At 65.1% G+C, this 17,460-nt stretch carries 14 protein-coding genes; 12 read left to right on the top strand and 2 right to left on the bottom strand.

All coding sequences use genetic code 11. The features are described 5' to 3' along the window. Nucleotides 1-31 precede the first annotated feature (31 nt). Nucleotides 32-1,777, top strand: a complete 1,746-nt coding sequence (gene argS / locus J1C48_RS09315; RefSeq protein WP_207257562.1) for an arginine--tRNA ligase — start codon at nt 32-34, stop codon at nt 1,775-1,777. Nucleotides 1,778-1,805: 28 nt separating this feature from the next. Here argS and J1C48_RS09310 read toward each other — a convergent pair whose 3' ends face one another. Next, the gene (locus J1C48_RS09310; RefSeq protein WP_207257561.1) at nt 1,806-2,357 is read right to left on the bottom strand and encodes a hypothetical protein; all 552 of its coding nucleotides are present in this window, start codon (nt 2,355-2,357) and stop codon (nt 1,806-1,808) included. Nucleotides 2,358-2,552: 195 nt separating this feature from the next. Here J1C48_RS09310 and J1C48_RS09305 point away from each other — a divergent pair, with 195 nt between their 5' ends. The 10 genes from J1C48_RS09305 (at nt 2,553) to J1C48_RS09260 (ending at nt 12,458) form a co-directional block, all read left to right on the top strand. Further along, a complete protein-coding gene (locus J1C48_RS09305) occupies nt 2,553-4,001 on the top strand; it encodes an SPOR domain-containing protein (protein ID WP_207257560.1) in 1,449 nt (482 codons plus the stop codon). A gap of 235 nt (nt 4,002-4,236) precedes the next feature. After that, nucleotides 4,237-5,259, top strand: a complete 1,023-nt coding sequence (gene nagZ, locus J1C48_RS09300; RefSeq protein ID WP_231081665.1) for a beta-N-acetylhexosaminidase — start codon at nt 4,237-4,239, stop codon at nt 5,257-5,259. Nucleotides 5,260-5,409: 150 nt separating this feature from the next. Further along, nucleotides 5,410-6,534 carry an ABC transporter ATP-binding protein gene (locus J1C48_RS09295; protein ID WP_231081664.1) on the top strand — a complete coding sequence of 375 codons (1,125 nt, stop codon included), beginning with the start codon at nt 5,410-5,412 and terminating at the stop codon, nt 6,532-6,534. Between the two features lie 45 nt (nt 6,535-6,579). Continuing rightward, a complete protein-coding gene (locus J1C48_RS09290; protein ID WP_207257558.1) occupies nt 6,580-6,813 on the top strand; it encodes a twin-arginine translocase TatA/TatE family subunit in 234 nt (77 codons plus the stop codon). 104 nt (nt 6,814-6,917) lie between these two features. Next, nucleotides 6,918-7,430, top strand: coding sequence for a Sec-independent protein translocase protein TatB (gene tatB, locus J1C48_RS19160; RefSeq protein WP_343217689.1), 513 nt, complete (start codon nt 6,918-6,920; stop codon nt 7,428-7,430). Then, complete coding sequence (tatC, locus tag J1C48_RS09280; protein WP_207257557.1) at nt 7,427-8,242, top strand: twin-arginine translocase subunit TatC; 816 nt, start codon at nt 7,427-7,429, stop codon at nt 8,240-8,242. Before tatB ends, tatC begins: the two co-directional genes overlap by 4 nt. Before the next feature lie 46 nt (nt 8,243-8,288). Beyond that, nucleotides 8,289-9,569, top strand: coding sequence for a serine--tRNA ligase (serS, locus tag J1C48_RS09275; protein ID WP_207257556.1), 1,281 nt, complete (start codon nt 8,289-8,291; stop codon nt 9,567-9,569). Between the two features lie 2 nt (nt 9,570-9,571). After that, nucleotides 9,572-10,327, top strand: coding sequence for a 5'/3'-nucleotidase SurE (gene surE / locus J1C48_RS09270; protein WP_207257555.1), 756 nt, complete (start codon nt 9,572-9,574; stop codon nt 10,325-10,327). Next, nucleotides 10,324-10,974 (top strand): protein-L-isoaspartate(D-aspartate) O-methyltransferase, encoded by a 651-nt coding sequence (locus J1C48_RS09265; RefSeq protein WP_207257554.1) that lies wholly within the window; start codon nt 10,324-10,326, stop codon nt 10,972-10,974. The genes surE and J1C48_RS09265 overlap by 4 nt, the downstream gene beginning before the upstream one ends. Before the next feature lie 137 nt (nt 10,975-11,111). Further along, nucleotides 11,112-12,458, top strand: a complete 1,347-nt coding sequence (locus J1C48_RS09260) for a peptidoglycan DD-metalloendopeptidase family protein (protein ID WP_207257553.1) — start codon at nt 11,112-11,114, stop codon at nt 12,456-12,458. A 300-nt stretch (nt 12,459-12,758) separates the two neighbouring features. Here the strand turns inward: J1C48_RS09260 and J1C48_RS09255 are convergent, their stop codons facing one another. Beyond that, nucleotides 12,759-14,513 (bottom strand): flagellar biosynthetic protein FliO, encoded by a 1,755-nt coding sequence (locus J1C48_RS09255; protein ID WP_207257552.1) that lies wholly within the window; start codon nt 14,511-14,513, stop codon nt 12,759-12,761. Nucleotides 14,514-14,921: 408 nt separating this feature from the next. Between J1C48_RS09255 and cckA the strand changes: the two genes are divergently transcribed. Continuing rightward, nucleotides 14,922-17,459, top strand: coding sequence for a cell cycle histidine kinase CckA (gene cckA, locus J1C48_RS09250; RefSeq protein WP_207257551.1), 2,538 nt, complete (start codon nt 14,922-14,924; stop codon nt 17,457-17,459). The last annotated feature ends 1 nt before the right edge of the window (nt 17,460 follow it).

Here is a 17,460-nt window from a genome sequence, read left to right as displayed (position 1 = left end):
TCGCAGGTCGATCCCTGAAAAGGAAATGAGAATGAACGTCTTTGCCGACTTCGAAGATCGGGTCAAGAAAGCGGTTGAACCAATTGTTTCCGCTGGTGAAGAGGTTGATCTGTCTCGCGTGACCGTTGAGCCGCCACGCGATGCGGCCCATGGCGATCTTGCGACCAACGCGGCGATGGTTCTCGCTAAGGGCCTGGGGATGAAGCCGCGCGACCTGGCCGAGAAGATCGCGGCGACGCTTGGCGATGACGGGGATGTTCAGACCGTCGCAATCGCCGGGCCTGGCTTCATCAATCTGACGCTGACGCCCGCCTTCTGGACGCGCCACCTCGCCGGCTTATTGAATGCCGGCGCCGATTACGGCCGGGGCGCGCCGACGGGGCGCAAAATCAATGTCGAATATGTCTCGGCCAATCCGACCGGCCCGATGCATGTCGGCCATACGCGCGGCGCCGTCGTCGGCGACGTGATTGCCCGGCTGCTCGCCTTCGCCGGCAATGACGTCACCAAGGAATACTACATCAACGACGCCGGTGAGCAGGTGAACGTCCTCGCCCGTTCGGCCTTTCTGCGCTACCGCGAGGCGCTTGGTCAGGCGATCGGCGAAATCCCTGCGGGTCTTTATCCCGGCGACTATCTGAAGCCGGTCGGCGAGGCCTTGGCGGCCGAGTTCGGCGATCGTCTCGTCGGCAAGGACGAAGCCGAGTGGCTGCCGATCGTCCGCGACCGCGCGATCGACGCGATGATGGCGATGATCCGGACGGATCTGCAGACGCTTGGCGTTGAACATGACGTGTTCTTTTCCGAACGCACGCTGCATGCCGGCGAGGGCGGCAAGATCGCCGCCACGATCGCCGATCTGACGGCCAAGGGCTTTATCTATCAGGGCACGCTGCCGCCGCCGAAGGGCCAGACGCCGGAGGATTGGGAGGATCGCGAGCAGACCTTGCTGCGCTCGAGCGATGTCGGCGACGACCAGGACCGGCCGCTCGTCAAGTCGAACGGCGCCTACACCTATTTCGCCGCCGATGTTGCTTATTTCAAAGACAAGTTCGAGCGTGGCTTTGCCGAGATGGTCTATGTGCTCGGCGCTGACCATGGCGGCTATGTGAAGCGCTTGGAAGCCGTGGCGCGGGCGATTTCCGGCGGTGCGGCGGTGGCCGACTGCGTCCTCTGCCAGCTCGTCAAGCTCTACCGCAATGGCGAACCGGTGAAGATGTCGAAGCGCTCCGGCGATTTCGTCACCCTGGCCGAGGTGGTCGAGGAGGTTGGTCGTGACCCGGTGCGGTTCATGATGCTTTACCGCAAAAGCGACGCGCCGCTCGATTTCGACTTCCAGAAGGTCACCGAGCAGTCCAAGGACAATCCGGTCTTTTACGTTCAATACGCCCACGCCCGGGCCGCGGCGATCTTCCGTCAGGCGGCCGAGGCGGGCATCGATCTGCCAGATTTTGCTGCGGCCGATGTCGCGATGCTGGGCGGGCTTGAGGATGTCGGCGAGCTCGGTCTGTTGCGTAAGCTTGCGGAGTTTCCGCGGCTGATCGGCCAGGCCGCCGATGCCAAGGAACCACACCGGCTGGCGTTCTATCTCAATGACCTCGCGGCCGACTTCCATGCGCAATACAACCGCGGTAAAGACTTGCCGCAGTTACGCTTTGTTAACCAAGCTGAGCCAAAACTGTCCATAGCGAGGCTTGGACTCGTCAAAGCTGTCGCGACCGTGCTTTTCATCGGTCTCGATCTGATCGGCGCCAATGCGCCGGAAGAAATGCGTTAGGTCATCACGCTTTGGCCAATTTCCTCGCCTAATGATCAATTTTGTGGAGACTCAGGTCTCCATGAGGGGAAAGGCGGGGTGTTGTATGGCGATGGGGGACCTGACCGGTACCGCCCGCACGGGCGGTCAGGCGTTCGACGACGAGCTGGACGACCCGTTCGAAGAGCTGGCACGGATTCTGGAAGAGCCGCTGCGTGCGCGCGCCGGATTGGCGCAGTTTTCTCCGTCGAATTCTGACGGTCTTCAATCGAAGTCGATTGCTGACGATGCTGTCGCGTCTCAGGCGGGGGGTGTTTCGCAGCCGGTTGCCCACGATGCGATCGCCAAAAGCGCTGAGCATGACGACGATGCGGCTGATGCGTTTGGCGGTGCCGCAGCCTTCGACGAAGCTTCGCTGAGCGAGGCGCTGTCCGCCGCGCTCGAAACGGCCGCTGCTGGCGTGACCTTCGCCATTGATGACGTTGTCGCCGAAGACGATCGGAACAACGAGGCATCGGCCGCGCAGCCGGCGGATGAGTCCGTCGCCGCGATGTCCACGGTCGGAGAGACCGAGATGGGCGCGGGCGATGACGTTTGGCAAGATGCGGCCGAAGCCGCCCCCGCTGTTTCTCACTCACACGCCGCCGACCGCAGCGAACGCGCCTCTTCTGCCCCGGCGGCCGCAGCCTTTGTCGCAGCCGCTGCGCCAGCGGCCGCCGCTGCGACTACGGCAACCTCTGGTGCGAAGTCTGGTCCGGTCAGTTTCGACGCCGAGTTCGAGGAAGCGTTGCGCGGCTTGTCAGCACCCGCCAACCCCCGGCAGTCGACGATCTATCAGGCCGAAGCCTTCGCGCCCGATCGCCAGGCGGTCAGCGCCGAGCATCAGCCGCAAAATCGGGTCTTTGACGATTTCGACGAGCTGATCGCTAGCGAGCTTGCGGCGATCAAGCAGGAAGCGCCGGCCGTCAGTCCGTTCGCCGCCGAAGAGGTCGTCGGCGAGGGGCCGGCCGAAGACGAGTGGCAGGACTATGCAGCCGCGCCTGGCCAGGAGGACATCGATCACGCCGCCGGCTACGCACCCGAGGATTTTCCGGAAGGTGAACAGGTGTTTCGCCCGACGCCGGCTGTGGCGGCGCGCGGTCGCCTCGGCAGCAGCGCGCTGGTCGGCGCGGGGCTCGGTGCCATCGCTTTGATGGTGGTCGCCGGTGGTGCCTACGTTCTTCTCGGCGGCGGATCGGGCGTGGTCGGCGACGGCAGCGTGCTGATCGTCAAGGCCGATCCCAATCCGGTGAAGGTCAAGCCGGAGAATCCGGGCGGCCGTGAAATTCCGAACCAGAACAAGGTTGTCTATTCGCGGGTGGCGAGCAGCGACGCGATCGTGACGCCGGAGCAAAAGCAGCTCGTCAACACGTCGGAGACGCCGATCGCCTTGCCGACCGGCCAAGACGACAGCCTGTCGAACCTGCCGGGCGTCGAGTTGGGCGTCACGCCCGCCAATGCCGCCGAGACGGCCAAGACCGCCGATGCCGTCAGCGCGGCCTCGCCGATTGCAGTTCTCTCGCCGCGCCAGGCAAAGACCTATTCGGTGCGCCCGGATGGAACGCTGGTGGTGGCGAACGCGCAAGACAATGTCGATGCACCGCGGGGCCCGCTGATCGAAGCCGCCTCGAAGCCGGTCAATCTCGATCCGTCGACCGATCCGGCGGTCATGCCGACCGGCGAGGCGAAGCAGGGTGAGGGCGCCGCCGCGCCGGCGGCCGCGACCCAGACCGCCGGCACCGATCTGATGCCGATCGGGACCCCGGCACCGAATGTGCCGATCCCGACGCTGCGTCCCTCGCCATCCGGCAGCGGCGCGTCGATGGTGATGGCATCGGCAACAGTCCCGACGACGCCTGCCGCAACCGATCGGATCCAGACGGCGGCCCTTGCGGCTCAGCCGCAGACGCCGGCTGCGGGCTCGACGCCGGCTCCGGCGCCGACGGCCCAGATCCCGACGCCGGACGGCTATTACGTCCAGATTTCCTCGCAGCCCTCGCGTGAAGCGGCCGAGGCCTCCCAGCGCAATCTGTCGCGGCGCTATAGCAGCGTGATTGCCGGCCACGATGTTGTCATTCAGTCCGCTGACATTCCGGGCAAGGGCACCTATTACCGGGTCCGCGTTCCGGTCGGCTCCAGAGGCGAGGGCAACACGCTTTGCGGCGATCTGAAATCCGCCGGCGGGAGCTGCTTCGTCGCACGCTAGACCGTTCTGCTTCCGATCGGACGCAGAAAGGTCGCTCTAAGCCTTTGAATCGGTGCATCGTGCTTTGCCGAAAATCGATTCCGATTTTCGGGCCGATGCGGTAGGTGGCGGCGCGGCAATCTTTCTGGGTGGCATGATGGAGCGTGCCGCCGATCCTTCATCGATCGAGCGATTGCGCCGGGCGGGCGAAAGGTCTGCGCCCGGCGCTTCGCGCGGGACTGCGGAGATAAGCACAATGGGTGGGTCGAAAGCCTGGATCGCGGGGGCGGCGGGCCTCAGCCTGTCGCGCGAGGAGCGGGACTTCTTCGCCGGTGAGCGGCCCTGGGGCTTTATTCTCTTTGCCCGCAACATCGACTCGCAGGCCCAGGTGAGCGACCTCGTCGCTGCCATGAAGGAGGCCGGTGGCCGCGATACGACGCCGGTTTTCGTCGATCAGGAGGGCGGACGCGTCATGCGGCTGCGTCCGCCGCTCGCGCCGGCCTATCCGACGCCGGCCAGCATCGGCCGGTTGTTTTCCCTGGATCGGCAGGCCGGTGAGCGCGCGGCGTGGCTGCAGGGGCGGCTGCTGGCGGCGGATGTCGCCGCCTTCGGCTTTAACGCCGATTGCGTGCCCTGCCTCGACGTGCCCGTCGAAGGCGCCCATTCGGTGATTGGCGAGCGGGCCTATGGTCTCAATCCCGATACGGTGGCAACCCTTGGTCGGGCAGTGGCCGATGGCGCGATGGCGGGCGGCGTTCTGCCGGTGATAAAACACATTCCCGGCCATGGCCGTGGCGATGCCGACAGTCATCTGGAGTTGCCGCGCGTTCACACATCCCGCGCCGCGCTCGCCGTCAGCGATTTCGCGCCGTTCCGCTCGCTCAACACGCTGCCGGCGGCGATGACCGCGCACATCCTCTACACCGACATCGATCCGGTGCGCCCGGCGACCCTGTCGCCGATCGTGATTTCCTCGGTCATTCGCGAGGAGATCGGCTTTGACGGTCTGTTGATGAGCGACGACATCTCGATGAAGGCGCTGTCCGGCGACCTTTATGACCTCTCGGCCCAGGCACTGATGGCGGGCTGCGACCTGCTGCTCCATTGCAATGGCGACATGGAGGAGATGCGGCGCGTCGCCGCGGCTGCTCAGCCGTTGCACGGCGATGCGCAGCGCCGCGCCGATGCCTGCGAGGCGATCATCGGTCGGGGCGGTGAAGCGGCTTCGATCGAGGCTATGCGGGCCGAATATCAGGATCTGATGGCGCAGGTGGCCTGACCGCTTCCGGTTGCGTCTGAGCGGGCAAGACGCTAGGCAAACGCCCGGCGAGGCGGGGCGACCCCGTCCGCGTCTTGTTTCGACAGGCGATGGCGAAAGCGCGGCCCCGGCGGCAACGGCGTCGTCATCGCTGCAATGATCGGGCGATTTGTGCGCGCAACGGCACTTCCAGTATCGGCATCCGGCGACGCCGCGCGGGCCCGCACCCGCGCCGGCGTCAGCTTTGCTGCGAGCCTTCGCTTCGACGATGTCAGCCATTCGGTGGACGGTACGGCGATCCTGAAAGGCATCACGCTCGAAGCCGCGCCCGGCGAGGTGCTCTGTCTGCTCGGTCCCTCCGGCTCCGGCAAGACGACGATGTTGCGGATCGCGGCGGGGATCGAGCGGCAGACCGGGGGGCGGCTGCTTCTGAATGGCCGCGAGATCGCCGGACCGACACGCTTCGTGGCGCCGGAACGCCGGGGCATCGGGTTAATGTTTCAGGACTTTGCCCTGTTTCCGCACATGACGATTCTCGACAATGTGCGATTTGGTCTGAGCGCGTTGAATGGCGGCGCGGCGAAGCGTGAAGCGTTGTCGGCGCTGGCGCGGGTGGGGCTCGATCACATCGCCGACAGCTATCCGCATATGCTGTCGGGCGGCGAGCAGCAGCGTATCGCCTTGGCCAGGGCTTTGACGCCGCGGCCATCCGTGCTGTTGATGGACGAGCCCTTTTCCGGTCTCGACAGCCGATTGAAGGACGTCGTCCGCACCGACACGCTGCAGATCCTGAGGGAAAGCCGGGCAACGGCGATCATCGTCACCCATGACGCCGAAGAGGCGATGCGCCTCGGCGATCGGATCGCGCTGATCAAGGACGGTGCATTGGTGCAGGTTGGTACCGCGGCTGAACTCTATGGCCGACCGGCCAATCTTTTCGCCGCCGGCTTCTTTTCCGAACTCAATCTCATCGACGGCGAGGCGCTGGGCGGCCGGATCGTCACGCCGCTCGGGCCCGTGGCGGACACGACATTGTCGGACGGCACCCTGTTCACCGTCGCCCTACGGCTCACGGGGGTGCGGCTGAACGAGCGGCCGAACGGCGTCTTCGGGCGCATCGTCGCCAGGCGTTTCCTGGGGGGCGTCGACCTTTTGACCGTGGCGATCGAAGGGCTCGATGCGCCGCTGCGCTCCCGCATGCGGGCAGGATCGGTGCCGGAAAATCTTCAGGACGTCGTCGTGTCGATTGATCCGCAAGACGTTATCGTGTTTGCAAAAGCCTCCGGGGATCGCTAGCTAAGGATTCAGGCGGTCAACGCGCTCGAGGGAGAGATTAAGGTTATGGGTAGCTTCAGCATTTGGCACTGGCTCATCGTTCTTGCCGTGGTGCTTCTCCTGTTCGGTCGCGGCAAGATTCCCGAACTGATGGGCGACGTCGCGAAGGGTATCAAGAACTTCAAGAAGGGCATGGCGGACGACGAAGCCGAGCCGAAGCCGGCCGAGCGGCGCTCGCTCGATCACCAGGAAGGCGACGTCGTCGCGCGCGACGTGAAAACCGAGAAGACGGTGAGCTAAGTTCGGCGTAAAAGGTGCGGGCCGGAGCGGCTCGCTCCGGCTCCGATTGTTTCCTCGAAGTCGCAACGCCTCGGCGCTCCGCGACGTCTTTAGGCGGTTGAGTTGTGCTGTTCGATGTCGGCTGGTCCGAACTTCTGGTGATCGCGGTCGTCCTCGTGGTCGTCGTCGGCCCGAAGGATCTTCCTGGAATGTTGCGGACGTTCGGCCGCGTCACGCGTCAGTTGCGGGCGATGGCGGGCGACTTTCGCCGTCAATTCGACGATGCTTTGAAAGAAGCCGAGCTGGACGATGTTCGCCAGGGCATCAACGACATGCGCTCGCTCGATCCGCGCAAATCCATCCGTGAGGCGATGAGCCCGATGCGGGCGATCGGCGATGAGATTCGCTCCTCGTTGAACAGTGCGACGGCGGCACCGGAGCCGAAGGTGCCGAGCGCCTCCGAGACGCTGGCGCCGGAGATGGAGCCGCTAAAGAGCGGGCCGGTCGAGACCGCAGCCGCCGAGGGTGAGGCGCCGAAGACATCCGTGGCGGCCACCGAGACAAAGGGCGGCGGCACCGAAGACGGGGATGAAGACAGGGATGGCGTGAGCGCCAAGCAGGCGAAGGACGTAGCGTGACCAGCCGCGACGACGAGATCGAGGCGTCTTCCGCCCCGCTGATCGAGCATCTGATCGAATTGCGACGGCGGCTGATCTGGTCGATCGCCGGCTTCTTCATCGCCTTTCTGATCTGCTTCTATTTCGCCAAGCCGATCTTCAACCTGCTCGTCGTTCCGTATCAGACGGCGACCGGCTGGGCGGGGATGACCGGCAAGCAGGTCGAGCTGATCTATACCGCGCCGCAAGAGTTCTTCTTCACCCAGGTGAAGATCGCGGCCTTTGGCGGGTTCTTCCTGGCCTTCCCGCTGATCGCCTCGCAGATCTACAAATTCGTCGCGCCGGGGCTGTATCGCAACGAGCGGCAGGCCTTCGTGCCCTATCTGGTGGCGACGCCGCTGTTGTTCCTGATGGGCGCGGCGCTGGTCTATTTCTTCTTCACCCCAATGGTGATGTGGTTCTTCCTGTCGATGCAGCAGTCCGGCGGCAGCGGCGAGGCGACGATCCAGCTGTTGCCGCGCGTCTCCGAATATCTGTCGCTGATCATGACGCTGATCTTCGCCTTCGGTCTGGTGTTCCAGCTGCCGGTTGTCGCGACGCTTTTGGTGCGCGCCGGTATCACCTCATCCAAGGGTCTTTCGTCGAAACGCAAATACGCCATCGTATTGGCATTCGTCGCGGCGGCGGTGCTGACGCCACCCGATCCGATGTCTCAGATCGGCCTTGCGATGCCGACGATCCTTCTCTACGAGATCTCCATTCTGGCGGCGCGGATGATCGAGAAGAAGAGGGCGGAGACCGCCGCCGAGGGCGAGGCGCAATCTGAGGCCTAAGGGCAGCGGCGCCTGACCGTCCCTCGCCGCTTAAGACGAGGGGAATATGCTCGATATCAAATGGATCCGAGACAATCCTGACAAACTGGACAAAGCGTTGGAAACGCGCGGCGCGCCGGCCATGGCGATGGATCTCATCAAGCTCGACGAACGCCGCCGCGATCATTTGAAGGTGCTGCAGGATCTGCAGAACCGGCGTAACGAAGCCTCCAAGGAAATCGGCAAGGCCAAGGGCTCGGGTGATGCGGCGCGGGCCGACGCGCTGATCGAGGAAGTCGGCAGCATCAAGGCCGAGATTCAGGACGGCGAGGAGACGGAACGCCGGATCGACGCAGAGCTTGAGGACGCGCTCGCCCGGATCCCGAACGTGCCCCTCGACGACGTGCCGATCGGGGCGGACGAGGCCGATAATGTCGAGGTTCGCAAGGTCGGTGAGCCGCCGCGCTTCGATTTTGCCGCGAAGGAGCATTTCGACCTCGGCGAAGCCCTCGGCATGATGGAGTTCGAGCAGGCTGCCAAGATCTCGGGCGCCCGCTTCACCATTCTCAAAGGTCAGCTCGCGCGGCTCGAACGGGCGCTCGGGCAGTTCATGCTCGATCTCCACACCGGCGAGCACGGCTATCAGGAAACGGTCGTTCCGCTGCTGGTGCGCGACGAAGCCCTCTTCGGCACCGGCCAACTGCCGAAATTTGCCGAAGACCTGTTCCACACCAGCGAGGGCCGTTGGCTGATCCCGACAGCCGAGGTGACGCTGACCAACCTGGTCCGCGAGACGACGCTCGATGCCGCCGATCTGCCGATCCGGGTGACGGCGCTGACGCCGTGCTTCCGCTCGGAGGCCGGGGCCGCCGGTCGCGACCAGCGCGGGATGCTGCGCCAGCATCAGTTCTATAAGGTCGAACTGGTTTCGGTCACCGACGAGGACGGCTCGATCGCCGAACTCGACCGGATGACCGCTTGCGCCGAGGAGGTGTTGAAGCGCCTCGGTCTTGCCTATCGCGTCGTGGCGCTGTGCACCGGCGACATGGGCTTTGGCGCCCGCAAGACCTTCGATATCGAAGTTTGGCTGCCCGGGCAGGGCATGTACCGCGAGATTTCCAGCTGTTCGGTCTGCGGCGATTTCCAGGCGCGGCGGATGAACGCCCGCTATAAGGTCGCTGGCGAGAAGGCCCAGCGTTTCGTCCACACGCTGAACGGCTCCGGCGTCGCCCTCGGGCGGGCGCTGATCGCGGTGATGGAAAACTATCAGAACGCCGACGGCAGCATCACGGTGCCAGAGGCTCTGCGCCCCTATATGGGCGGTATCGAGACGATCGCGGTTGCCTGACCATGCGCATTCTCATCACCAATGACGACGGCATCAACGCCGAAGGCCTCGCGGTCCTGGAGCGGGTGGCGCGCCAGCTCTCGGACGACGTCTGGACCGTCGCGCCCGAGACCGACCAGAGCGGCCTGTCACACTCGCTGACGTTGTCCTCGCCGCTGCGGCTGCGCCAGCTCGACGAAAGGCGCTTCGCCGTGCGCGGCACGCCGACCGACTGCGTCATCATGGCGGTGCGCAAGGTCATGGACGATCTGCCGGATCTGGTGCTATCGGGTGTCAATGCCGGGCAGAACATCTGCGAGGACATCAGCTATTCCGGCACCGTGGCGGGCGCCATGGAGGGCATGATGCTCGGCATTCGCTCGCTCGCTCTCAGTCAGGCGTTCAGCCCCGATACGGAGCGCGAAGCGCTCTGGAAGACGACGGAGACTCACGCTCCGGCCGTGATCGAGAAGCTCGCCGCCTTCGATTTGCCGGACGGCCATCTCTTGAACGTCAACTTCCCGGCGGTCGAAGCCGAGGCGGTGGCGGGCATCGCGGTCACGCGACAGGGCAAGCTCGACTATTCGCTGGGGCTTGAAGAGCGCCGGGATGGCCGGGGTTTTCCGTATTTCTGGCTGAAATTCGGTCGCCAGATCGGTCCCGACGTCGCCGAATCCGACATTGCGGCGGTCAATGCCGGCTATATCTCCGTCACGCCGCTGCAACTCGATCTGACGGCGGAAAAGCTGCGTGGCCAGCTCGCCGACGCTCTCAAATGACCGCGCCGGAGGGCGACCGCGAGCGGCTGGCCGAATTCCTTTTTCGGCTACGCGGCGAGCCGCATATGTCGCCGGCTTTGCTGAAGGCGGTTGAGAGCGTGCCGCGCCGGCTGTTCGTGCCGGCTGGCATCGACGACCCGTATGAGAATCGCACCGCGCCGATCGAGTGCGGCGAGACCATGCCTGGGGCGCTGGCGGCGGTGCGTCTGGCCAACTGGCTGGAACCGCAGCCGGAACAGCGGGTGTTGGAGATCGGGACGGGCAGCGGTTATGTCACCGCCCTGCTGGCGCGGATCGTCGGCCATGTCACCACCTTCGATCGCTATCGGCGGCTGTTGAAAAGCGCCTCGCAGCGCTTTCGCGAGCTCGGCATCAGCAATGTCACCGCGATCTTCGAGGATGGGCGCGAGGGATTTGCGAGCGGCAGCCCCTACCACCGCATCATCATCCACAGCGCCTTTCCCGCGCCGCCCAAGCAGTTCCTTGATCAGCTCGGGCCGCATTCGGCTCTCATCTGCGCGATCGGGCCCGGCGATGGTCAGCAAGAGCTGGTGCGATTGCGCAAGGTCGGCAGCCGCTTCGAGCGCGAGGATCTTGGCACCGTGCGCTATCAGGCGGTCGCTTTCGGCAAGGCCGACGTCCTGTGACGCCGAACGGCCACACCGTCCGGCCGCTTTGCCGAGCCTGCGAAAATTCATCTTTTGACCGGAGGACTTAACCGAGCAGTAAGATTAACGCGCTTCAATGTTCCTTGAAGATTTCATCGCCTACCAAAGGGACTGTGATGCGCTTACTCGTGTTGAGCCATTCGCGCCGACGCATGTTCGGTTCCGCCGCCACAATCGCCATGGCGGCCTTCCTCGCTGGCTGTAGCGGCAACATCGCGCGTTTCGACGATGGCTTCTATACGGGCGCCGTTCCACAGACGGTTCCCGTGCAGCAGTCGGACGCTTCCCAGCCCTATCCCGGTGCCGTCGACGGGATGGCGACCGGTGGCATCGCGCCGAGCGGCAATACCGGCGGTGGCGGCTTCCTGCCAAGCCCACAGTCGCAGCCTTATCCGGCCGCCGAATCGGGTCAGCAGATGGAGCGCAGCCAGCTGCCGCCGCCGCCGTCATATCGCACATCCAGCCAGGTTCAGCAGTCGGCGCCGGTTTCTCAGCCCTCGATGCCGGCACCCGCCCACATGGCCTCGCGCGACGGCACGCCGATCACCCGCGGCGCCCCGCCGTCGACCTTGCAGGCTGAAGCAGCGCGGCTCGCCGTGCCTCAGTCCCGCCCGCTCAACGAGCGCCCGGCTTCGACCCAGGAGCGCCGCGCGGCCAGCCGCACGGCGGCCGGCACGATCACCGTCGAATCCGGCGATACGCTGCTCGGGATCGCCCGGCGGACCGGCGTCTCGGCTGCCGCGATCCGGCAGGCCAACGGTATGACCTCCGACACCGTCCGCCTCGGTCAGCGTCTGACCATTCCGGCAGGGGGAACGGTCGCAAGCCAGACCCAAATTCACAGCCGCACCGTCGCTGCGGCGGACACGCGCAGCCGCATCTCGGCGCCCCCCGCCGCTCATACGGCGACGCGTGAACCCGCGCCGAGCGTCAAAATGGCGGAGGCCAAGCGCGAGGACAGCGAAGTCACCGCCAGCAAGAGCGGGCGCATCGCCCAGGCTGAGCCAAAGGTCGACAAGACGGAGACCGGATCGGTGAAGGCCGACATCGCCCGCGACGTCGCGGCGGTCGCGCCGAATTCGACGGGCATCAGCGCCTTCCGCTGGCCGGTGCAGGGCCGGGTCATCAATCGCTTCGGCGAGAAAGTGGATGGCAAGCGCAATGACGGTATCAACATTTCGGTGCCGCGCGGGACGCCGGTGAAGGCCGCCGAGAACGGCGTGGTCATCTATGCCGGCAACGGCCTCAAGGAATTCGGCAACACGGTGCTCGTCAAGCACGAGGACGGTCTCGTCACGGTCTATGGCAATGCCGAAGACCTGCTCGTAAAGAAGGGCGACGACGTGCGCCGGGGGCAGATCATCGCCAAATCGGGCATGACCGGCGACACCACCGTGCCGATTCTGCACTTCGAGGTTCGCAAGAACTCGGCCCCGGTCAATCCGGCGCAATATCTCCAGTAACGGGCAGGGCCTAAAGCGCCACGCCGCCGCTCGCATGCGGGTGAGAAGATCCATCGGGTTTCACACGAGTGAACGAATCCGGCCGACAATCGGGATCGATTTTCGGCAAAGCCCGATGCGGCGCTCTCAGATGTGCGGCAGCCAAGCGATGCGCATCCCAACGGACATTTGGCCCGCGCCGTCCGGAGGCTTTCGCTCCGTCAAACGCCGACCTCCAGGCGTCAAAGAACCCGGTCGCGATTTCCCAATCGTCGCGATCGGGTTTTTTGCGTCGCGCCGGAACTCCCAAATCGCTCGTGTCTATTTGGTTTTTTTGTCGCTTTCGGCCGTAGTGGCGCCGAGTTCGCCGAGGAGGCGTTTCATCTCCTCTTCGAGATCAAGCTCGGCAGCTTGCGGCGTGTCGACCTTACCCTGTGCCGTTGCCGAGAGCGGGTGGGGAATTGGCATGACTGTTTCGGGACTATCGCTCTTGGGCTTTGCAGCCGGCTGGGGGTCCGCCGACGATGGCGCGGGTTTCGGTTTTGCTGTCGGAACCGGCTCGGAGGGGGATGGCTTGGCCTGCGCAGGCGCCGACGCCGGCGCAGGGTGTTCGGCGATGTCACTTGCGGTCGCCTTGGCTGGCGTTGCCGCCGGCTTTGGCTGGGGCGGACGAGGTTCTTTTGCCTCCAAGGCTTCTTCGGCGAGGCTCGAATGAAGTTCGGCGGCCAAGAAGTCCTCTAGGCTCTTTTCGAGGGCATTCTTCTCGGCTGAGGCCTGGGGCGCCGGTTGTTCGATTGTCTTGCGCGACTCGGCTTGCGGAAGATGGGGGGCCGCCGGTCCAGGGCCGGTGGGGACCGGTCGCGGCTCAGCCGCGCGGGCCGGGATTTTCGGCCCGGCGCTCGAAACCGCGGCAACGCCGCGCTCCGAGGTGTCGCGGCTCTGGACCGCGCTGACGAAGCTGCGGACCGAAAGCGGGCGGGGTCTCGCTTGGGTGTCCGCGCTCGGCCACTCGACATCGCCGCTGCCGGAGGGCAGGGGCGCCGTGGCCGCATCGCCGTCGCCGGACGTGCGATCCCCTGCTGGACGCAGGGCACGTGCTTCACGACGAGCCGGCTCTGGTTCGAGTCGGGCATCCGAATAAGTCTCGCCGGGCATGGCAAGCTGCGGTTCAATGCGACCGGACGGACGGGGAGCCGGCTCGGCGACCGGTGCCATCGAAAGATCCGGCTCGGCCTTGCTGGGAAGGGTCGGCGTTGCCCGCGAAAACGGATGGGTGGAGGGATTGAGCGAGGCCCGCTCGGCCAAGGGCATCGCGGGCTGCGGCGCGGCGCGTTCCGTCGGAACCTCGGCGCGGGGCGCGGCCGGCCGCAGGCGCGGCAGTCGCTCGCTCAACGGAATGTGGCGGTCGGTCGACGGCGTTGCCGGCGGCAAAGCGGGCTCGGCGCGGGTTGCTGCCTGGCTGCGCGGGGATTTGGCCTCGACGGGGCGAGCGCGGTCGAGATTGATCTCAGGGGCCGGCGCGGCGCCGGGTGTTGGCGCGGCGCGGCGCGGCGGTGTCGGCTGAGGGGCGAGGACCGGCGCGGCCGGCGCTGGGACCGCTGCGACGGCAGGTGCGCGCTGCGGCGCCGGTTGGCTGTCGCGCCGGGGCTCCTGTCGAGGCGTCGTCGTCGTTCCGCCTGCCACCGGCGGCGCAGCGGCGACGCGTGGCTGCTGGGGCGCCATCGCCGGACTATCGAGCCGGGCGTCGCCGTCGCTCGGCCTGCCGCGCGCTGGGCTCGGCAGGCGCAGGATCGATCCCTCCACCAGAATGTCGGTCTGGCCGCCGACAAGCACCAGATGTTCGACTTCGTCGCGACGGACCAGGACCAGCTTGCGCTTCTCGTCGACCCGAACGACGTCAAGCACTTGGAGCCGCGGTGCCTTGACCTTCGGCCCAATCTTGACGCCGCCTGCCATCAGCTTTTTGGCCATCAACAGGACAACGATCGCGAGTGTGCAGACAAGGGCCGCGACGACCGCAACCCACACGAACGGCGCCAGACTGTCCCCGAAAATATCGATGATCCACTGCGGCATGTCGTTGTCTACTCCTGGTCGGCATCGGCCCTCGGGCATGAAAAATCACGCTAGAACCGGTGCCGCATATTCGTCTGTCGGGCAAGGCCGATTGATGCCTACAGCATCGGCCGTGCAGCCGAAATTGCATTTCTCTACCAAGACCCGAATCGCGTCCGTGAGGGACTTCGGGCAAGCCCCGGCTGATATAGTGCCCGTGAGCCAAGAGCGAATCACAGTCGGTGGCCGCGGCTGGTTCAACACCCGAGAGCCGGTGTGGAGTGTGGTATCATGTCGGTCGGACCGGTCTCGATCAGTTTGAAAAGTAATTTTGCTTCTTCTCCCGATCCTGTAGCTGTCAGGGCCTCGCTCTGGCGGGAAAAGTGATTCACAATCTGCGGCGACGGCAGGGCAAGAGGGGCAAGGGTCATGAATGGAGCGGCTCAGGGCACGATCGACAAGCCGTTGATCGACCGGACGGCGGCCGCATCGGGCGTGCGGCGCCTTCTGCTTCTTGGCGGCGCCTTGATTCTCGTCAGCGCCGCCTTGGCGCTGCTTGGCCACCGCTATGGGGAAATGGCGCTGCTGGCGATTTTTGGTCTTCTCGCGATGGTCGGGATCGTGGCGATTTTCGCCGTCGCGCTCGGCTTCGTGCGGATGACGGGTCGGGCAAGCGACGGGGGTATTGTCCGCGACTTCGTCGACACGGCGCATGCCGGCGTTCTGATCCTCGATCGCAAGGGGCAGGTCGTCTATGCCAACCGCTCCTATGGCGACTTGACCGGCGCGTCGAAGCCCGCCGAGATCCGCAGCCTCGAACGGCTTTTGTCCCGCGAGACCGAGGCAACCGAGGCGATCTATTATCTCGCCAATCTTGCTCGCGATGGCCGCTCCGGCCAGCGTGAATTCCGCTTGGCGCACGCTCTGACCGCATCTGATCCGACCGAGGCGAATGCGCCGTGCTGGTACCGCGTATCGGTGCGCCCGCTGGCGACCCGCAGCGGCGCGATGCAAGCTTGGCAGATCGTCGACATCACCGCCGATCGCAAGCACGAGGAGAGCTCCTTCCAGGATCTGCAGCATGCGATCGATTATCTCGACAAGGCGCCGGCCGGCTTCTTCGCCGCCGATTCCGGCCACCGCATCGCCTATATCAACGCCACGCTCGCCGAGTGGATCGGCATCGACCTCGCCGATGTCAAACCCTATCAGCGCACGTTCGAAGACTTCTTGACGCCCGCTTCGCGCGCGCTCTTTGCGGACAGCGCCAAGGGGGAAGTCGAGAGCATCATCGATCTCGACCTGCAGACGATATCGGGCACGAGCCTCCCGGTTCGGCTGCTGCGGCGGCCGGTGCGGGACGACAGCGCCGCGCCGGGCATCGTGCGCACCCTCGTCCTCGATCGCAGCGGCGAATATGATACGGCAACGCCGGTCGAACTCGCCGAGGCGCGTTTCACCCGTTTCTTCAACTCGTCGCCAATGGCGATCGCGACCTTGAATCCCGAAGGCCGCGTGGTCCGTTCCAACGCCGTCTTCCGCAAGATTTTCGGTGTCGACGCGGCCGAGGGAAAGGCGGGTTTTTCGACGGCGATCCGCAACAATGGCCACGACGCCTTCCGCAAGGCCCTGGCGGAAGCCAGCACCGGCCGCGCGGGGATCGCGCCGCTTGATATCGACGTTCAGGGCGAGCCGGTGCGCACCGTGCGGCTCTATCTCAGCGCTGTCCCGAAGGTCGGCGCTGACGGCGAGGAATGCGCGATTCTCTACGGCGTCGACATCACCGAGCATCGGGCGCTCGAAGAGCAGATCGCCAAGAGCCAGAAGATGCAGGCGGTGGGTAATCTCGCCGGCGGCATCGCCCATGATTTCAACAACGTTTTGACGATCATCACCGCGTCGGTCGACTTTCTGCTGCTCAACCACCGCACCGGCGATCCGTCGTTCCAGGATCTCTTGCTGATCAAGCAGAGCGCCAACCGGGCCGCCTCGCTGGTGCGGCAGCTGCTGGCCTATTCGCGTCGGCAGACGATGCGGCCGAAGATGCTCAACCTCACCGATGTGATCGCCGACATGCATCTGCTTTTGAAGCGAGTGAGCGGCGACCATGCGACGCTGGAACGCCAGCACGGCCGCGATCTATGGCCGGTGATGGCCGATATCGGCCAATTCGAGCAGGTGATCACCAATCTCGTCCAGAACGCCCGCGACGCGATGCCAGACGGCGGCAAGATTACCATCGCGACCCGCAATGTCGGCGCGAGCGAAGCCCGGCGTTTCGGCTATGGCGAGCTGGTCGACGGCGATTACGTTCTCATCGAGGTGGCCGACACCGGCACCGGCATGCCGCCGGATGTCGCCGAACGGGTGTTCGAACCCTTCTTCACCACCAAGGAAATCGGCAAGGGCACCGGCCTCGGCCTGTCGATGGTGTACGGCATCATCAAACAGTCGAACGGCTTCATCTTCGTCGATTCCAAGTCGGGGCAGGGAACCACCTTCCGGATTTTCCTGCCGCGTTTCATCCCGAGCGAAGTCGGCGGCACGGTGCCGGAATCGGCTGCCGCCGCCGCCAATGCCAAGATGGATCTTTCCGGCACCGCGACGATTCTTCTGGTCGAGGACGAAGACCATGTGCGCGCCGGCAATGTCCGGGCGCTGAAGATGCGCGGCTACGACGTCCACGAAGCGGCCTCGGGCGTTGAGGCGCTGGAGGTTCTCGAAGATCTGGGCGGGGAGATCGATCTTGTCGTCTCCGACGTTGTCATGCCGGAGATGGACGGTCCGACGCTCCTGCGCGAGATGCGCAAGACGCGGCCCGATCTGAAATTCATCTTCGTTTCCGGCTATGCCGAGGATGCGTTCGCCAAGAACATGCCGGAGGGCGAGAAATTCGGCTTCCTGGCCAAGCCGTTCTCCTTGCGTGAACTCGCCGTCGCGGTGAAGACCGCGATCGATGAAAGCTGAG

The sequence above is a fragment of the Jiella flava genome, from assembly GCF_017349315.1.
Lineage (GTDB): Bacteria > Pseudomonadota > Alphaproteobacteria > Rhizobiales > Rhizobiaceae > Jiella > Jiella flava.
Note: the sequence above shows the minus strand (reverse complement) of the source record. Positions and strands in the feature narration are given on the sequence as shown.

Coding starts and splice junctions, on each gene's coding strand:
- argS (WP_207257562.1), top strand. CDS start 32: ATGAACGTCTTTGCCGACTTCGAAGATCGGGTCAAGAAAGCGGTTGAA.
- nagZ (WP_231081665.1), top strand. CDS start 4,237: ATGGGTGGGTCGAAAGCCTGGATCGCGGGGGCGGCGGGCCTCAGCCTG.
- J1C48_RS09290 (WP_207257558.1), top strand. CDS start 6,580: ATGGGTAGCTTCAGCATTTGGCACTGGCTCATCGTTCTTGCCGTGGTG.
- serS (WP_207257556.1), top strand. CDS start 8,289: ATGCTCGATATCAAATGGATCCGAGACAATCCTGACAAACTGGACAAA.
- surE (WP_207257555.1), top strand. CDS start 9,572: ATGCGCATTCTCATCACCAATGACGACGGCATCAACGCCGAAGGCCTC.
- J1C48_RS09265 (WP_207257554.1), top strand. CDS start 10,324: ATGACCGCGCCGGAGGGCGACCGCGAGCGGCTGGCCGAATTCCTTTTT.
- J1C48_RS09260 (WP_207257553.1), top strand. CDS start 11,112: ATGCGCTTACTCGTGTTGAGCCATTCGCGCCGACGCATGTTCGGTTCC.
- J1C48_RS09255 (WP_207257552.1), bottom strand. CDS start 14,513: ATGCCGCAGTGGATCATCGATATTTTCGGGGACAGTCTGGCGCCGTTC.
- cckA (WP_207257551.1), top strand. CDS start 14,922: ATGAATGGAGCGGCTCAGGGCACGATCGACAAGCCGTTGATCGACCGG.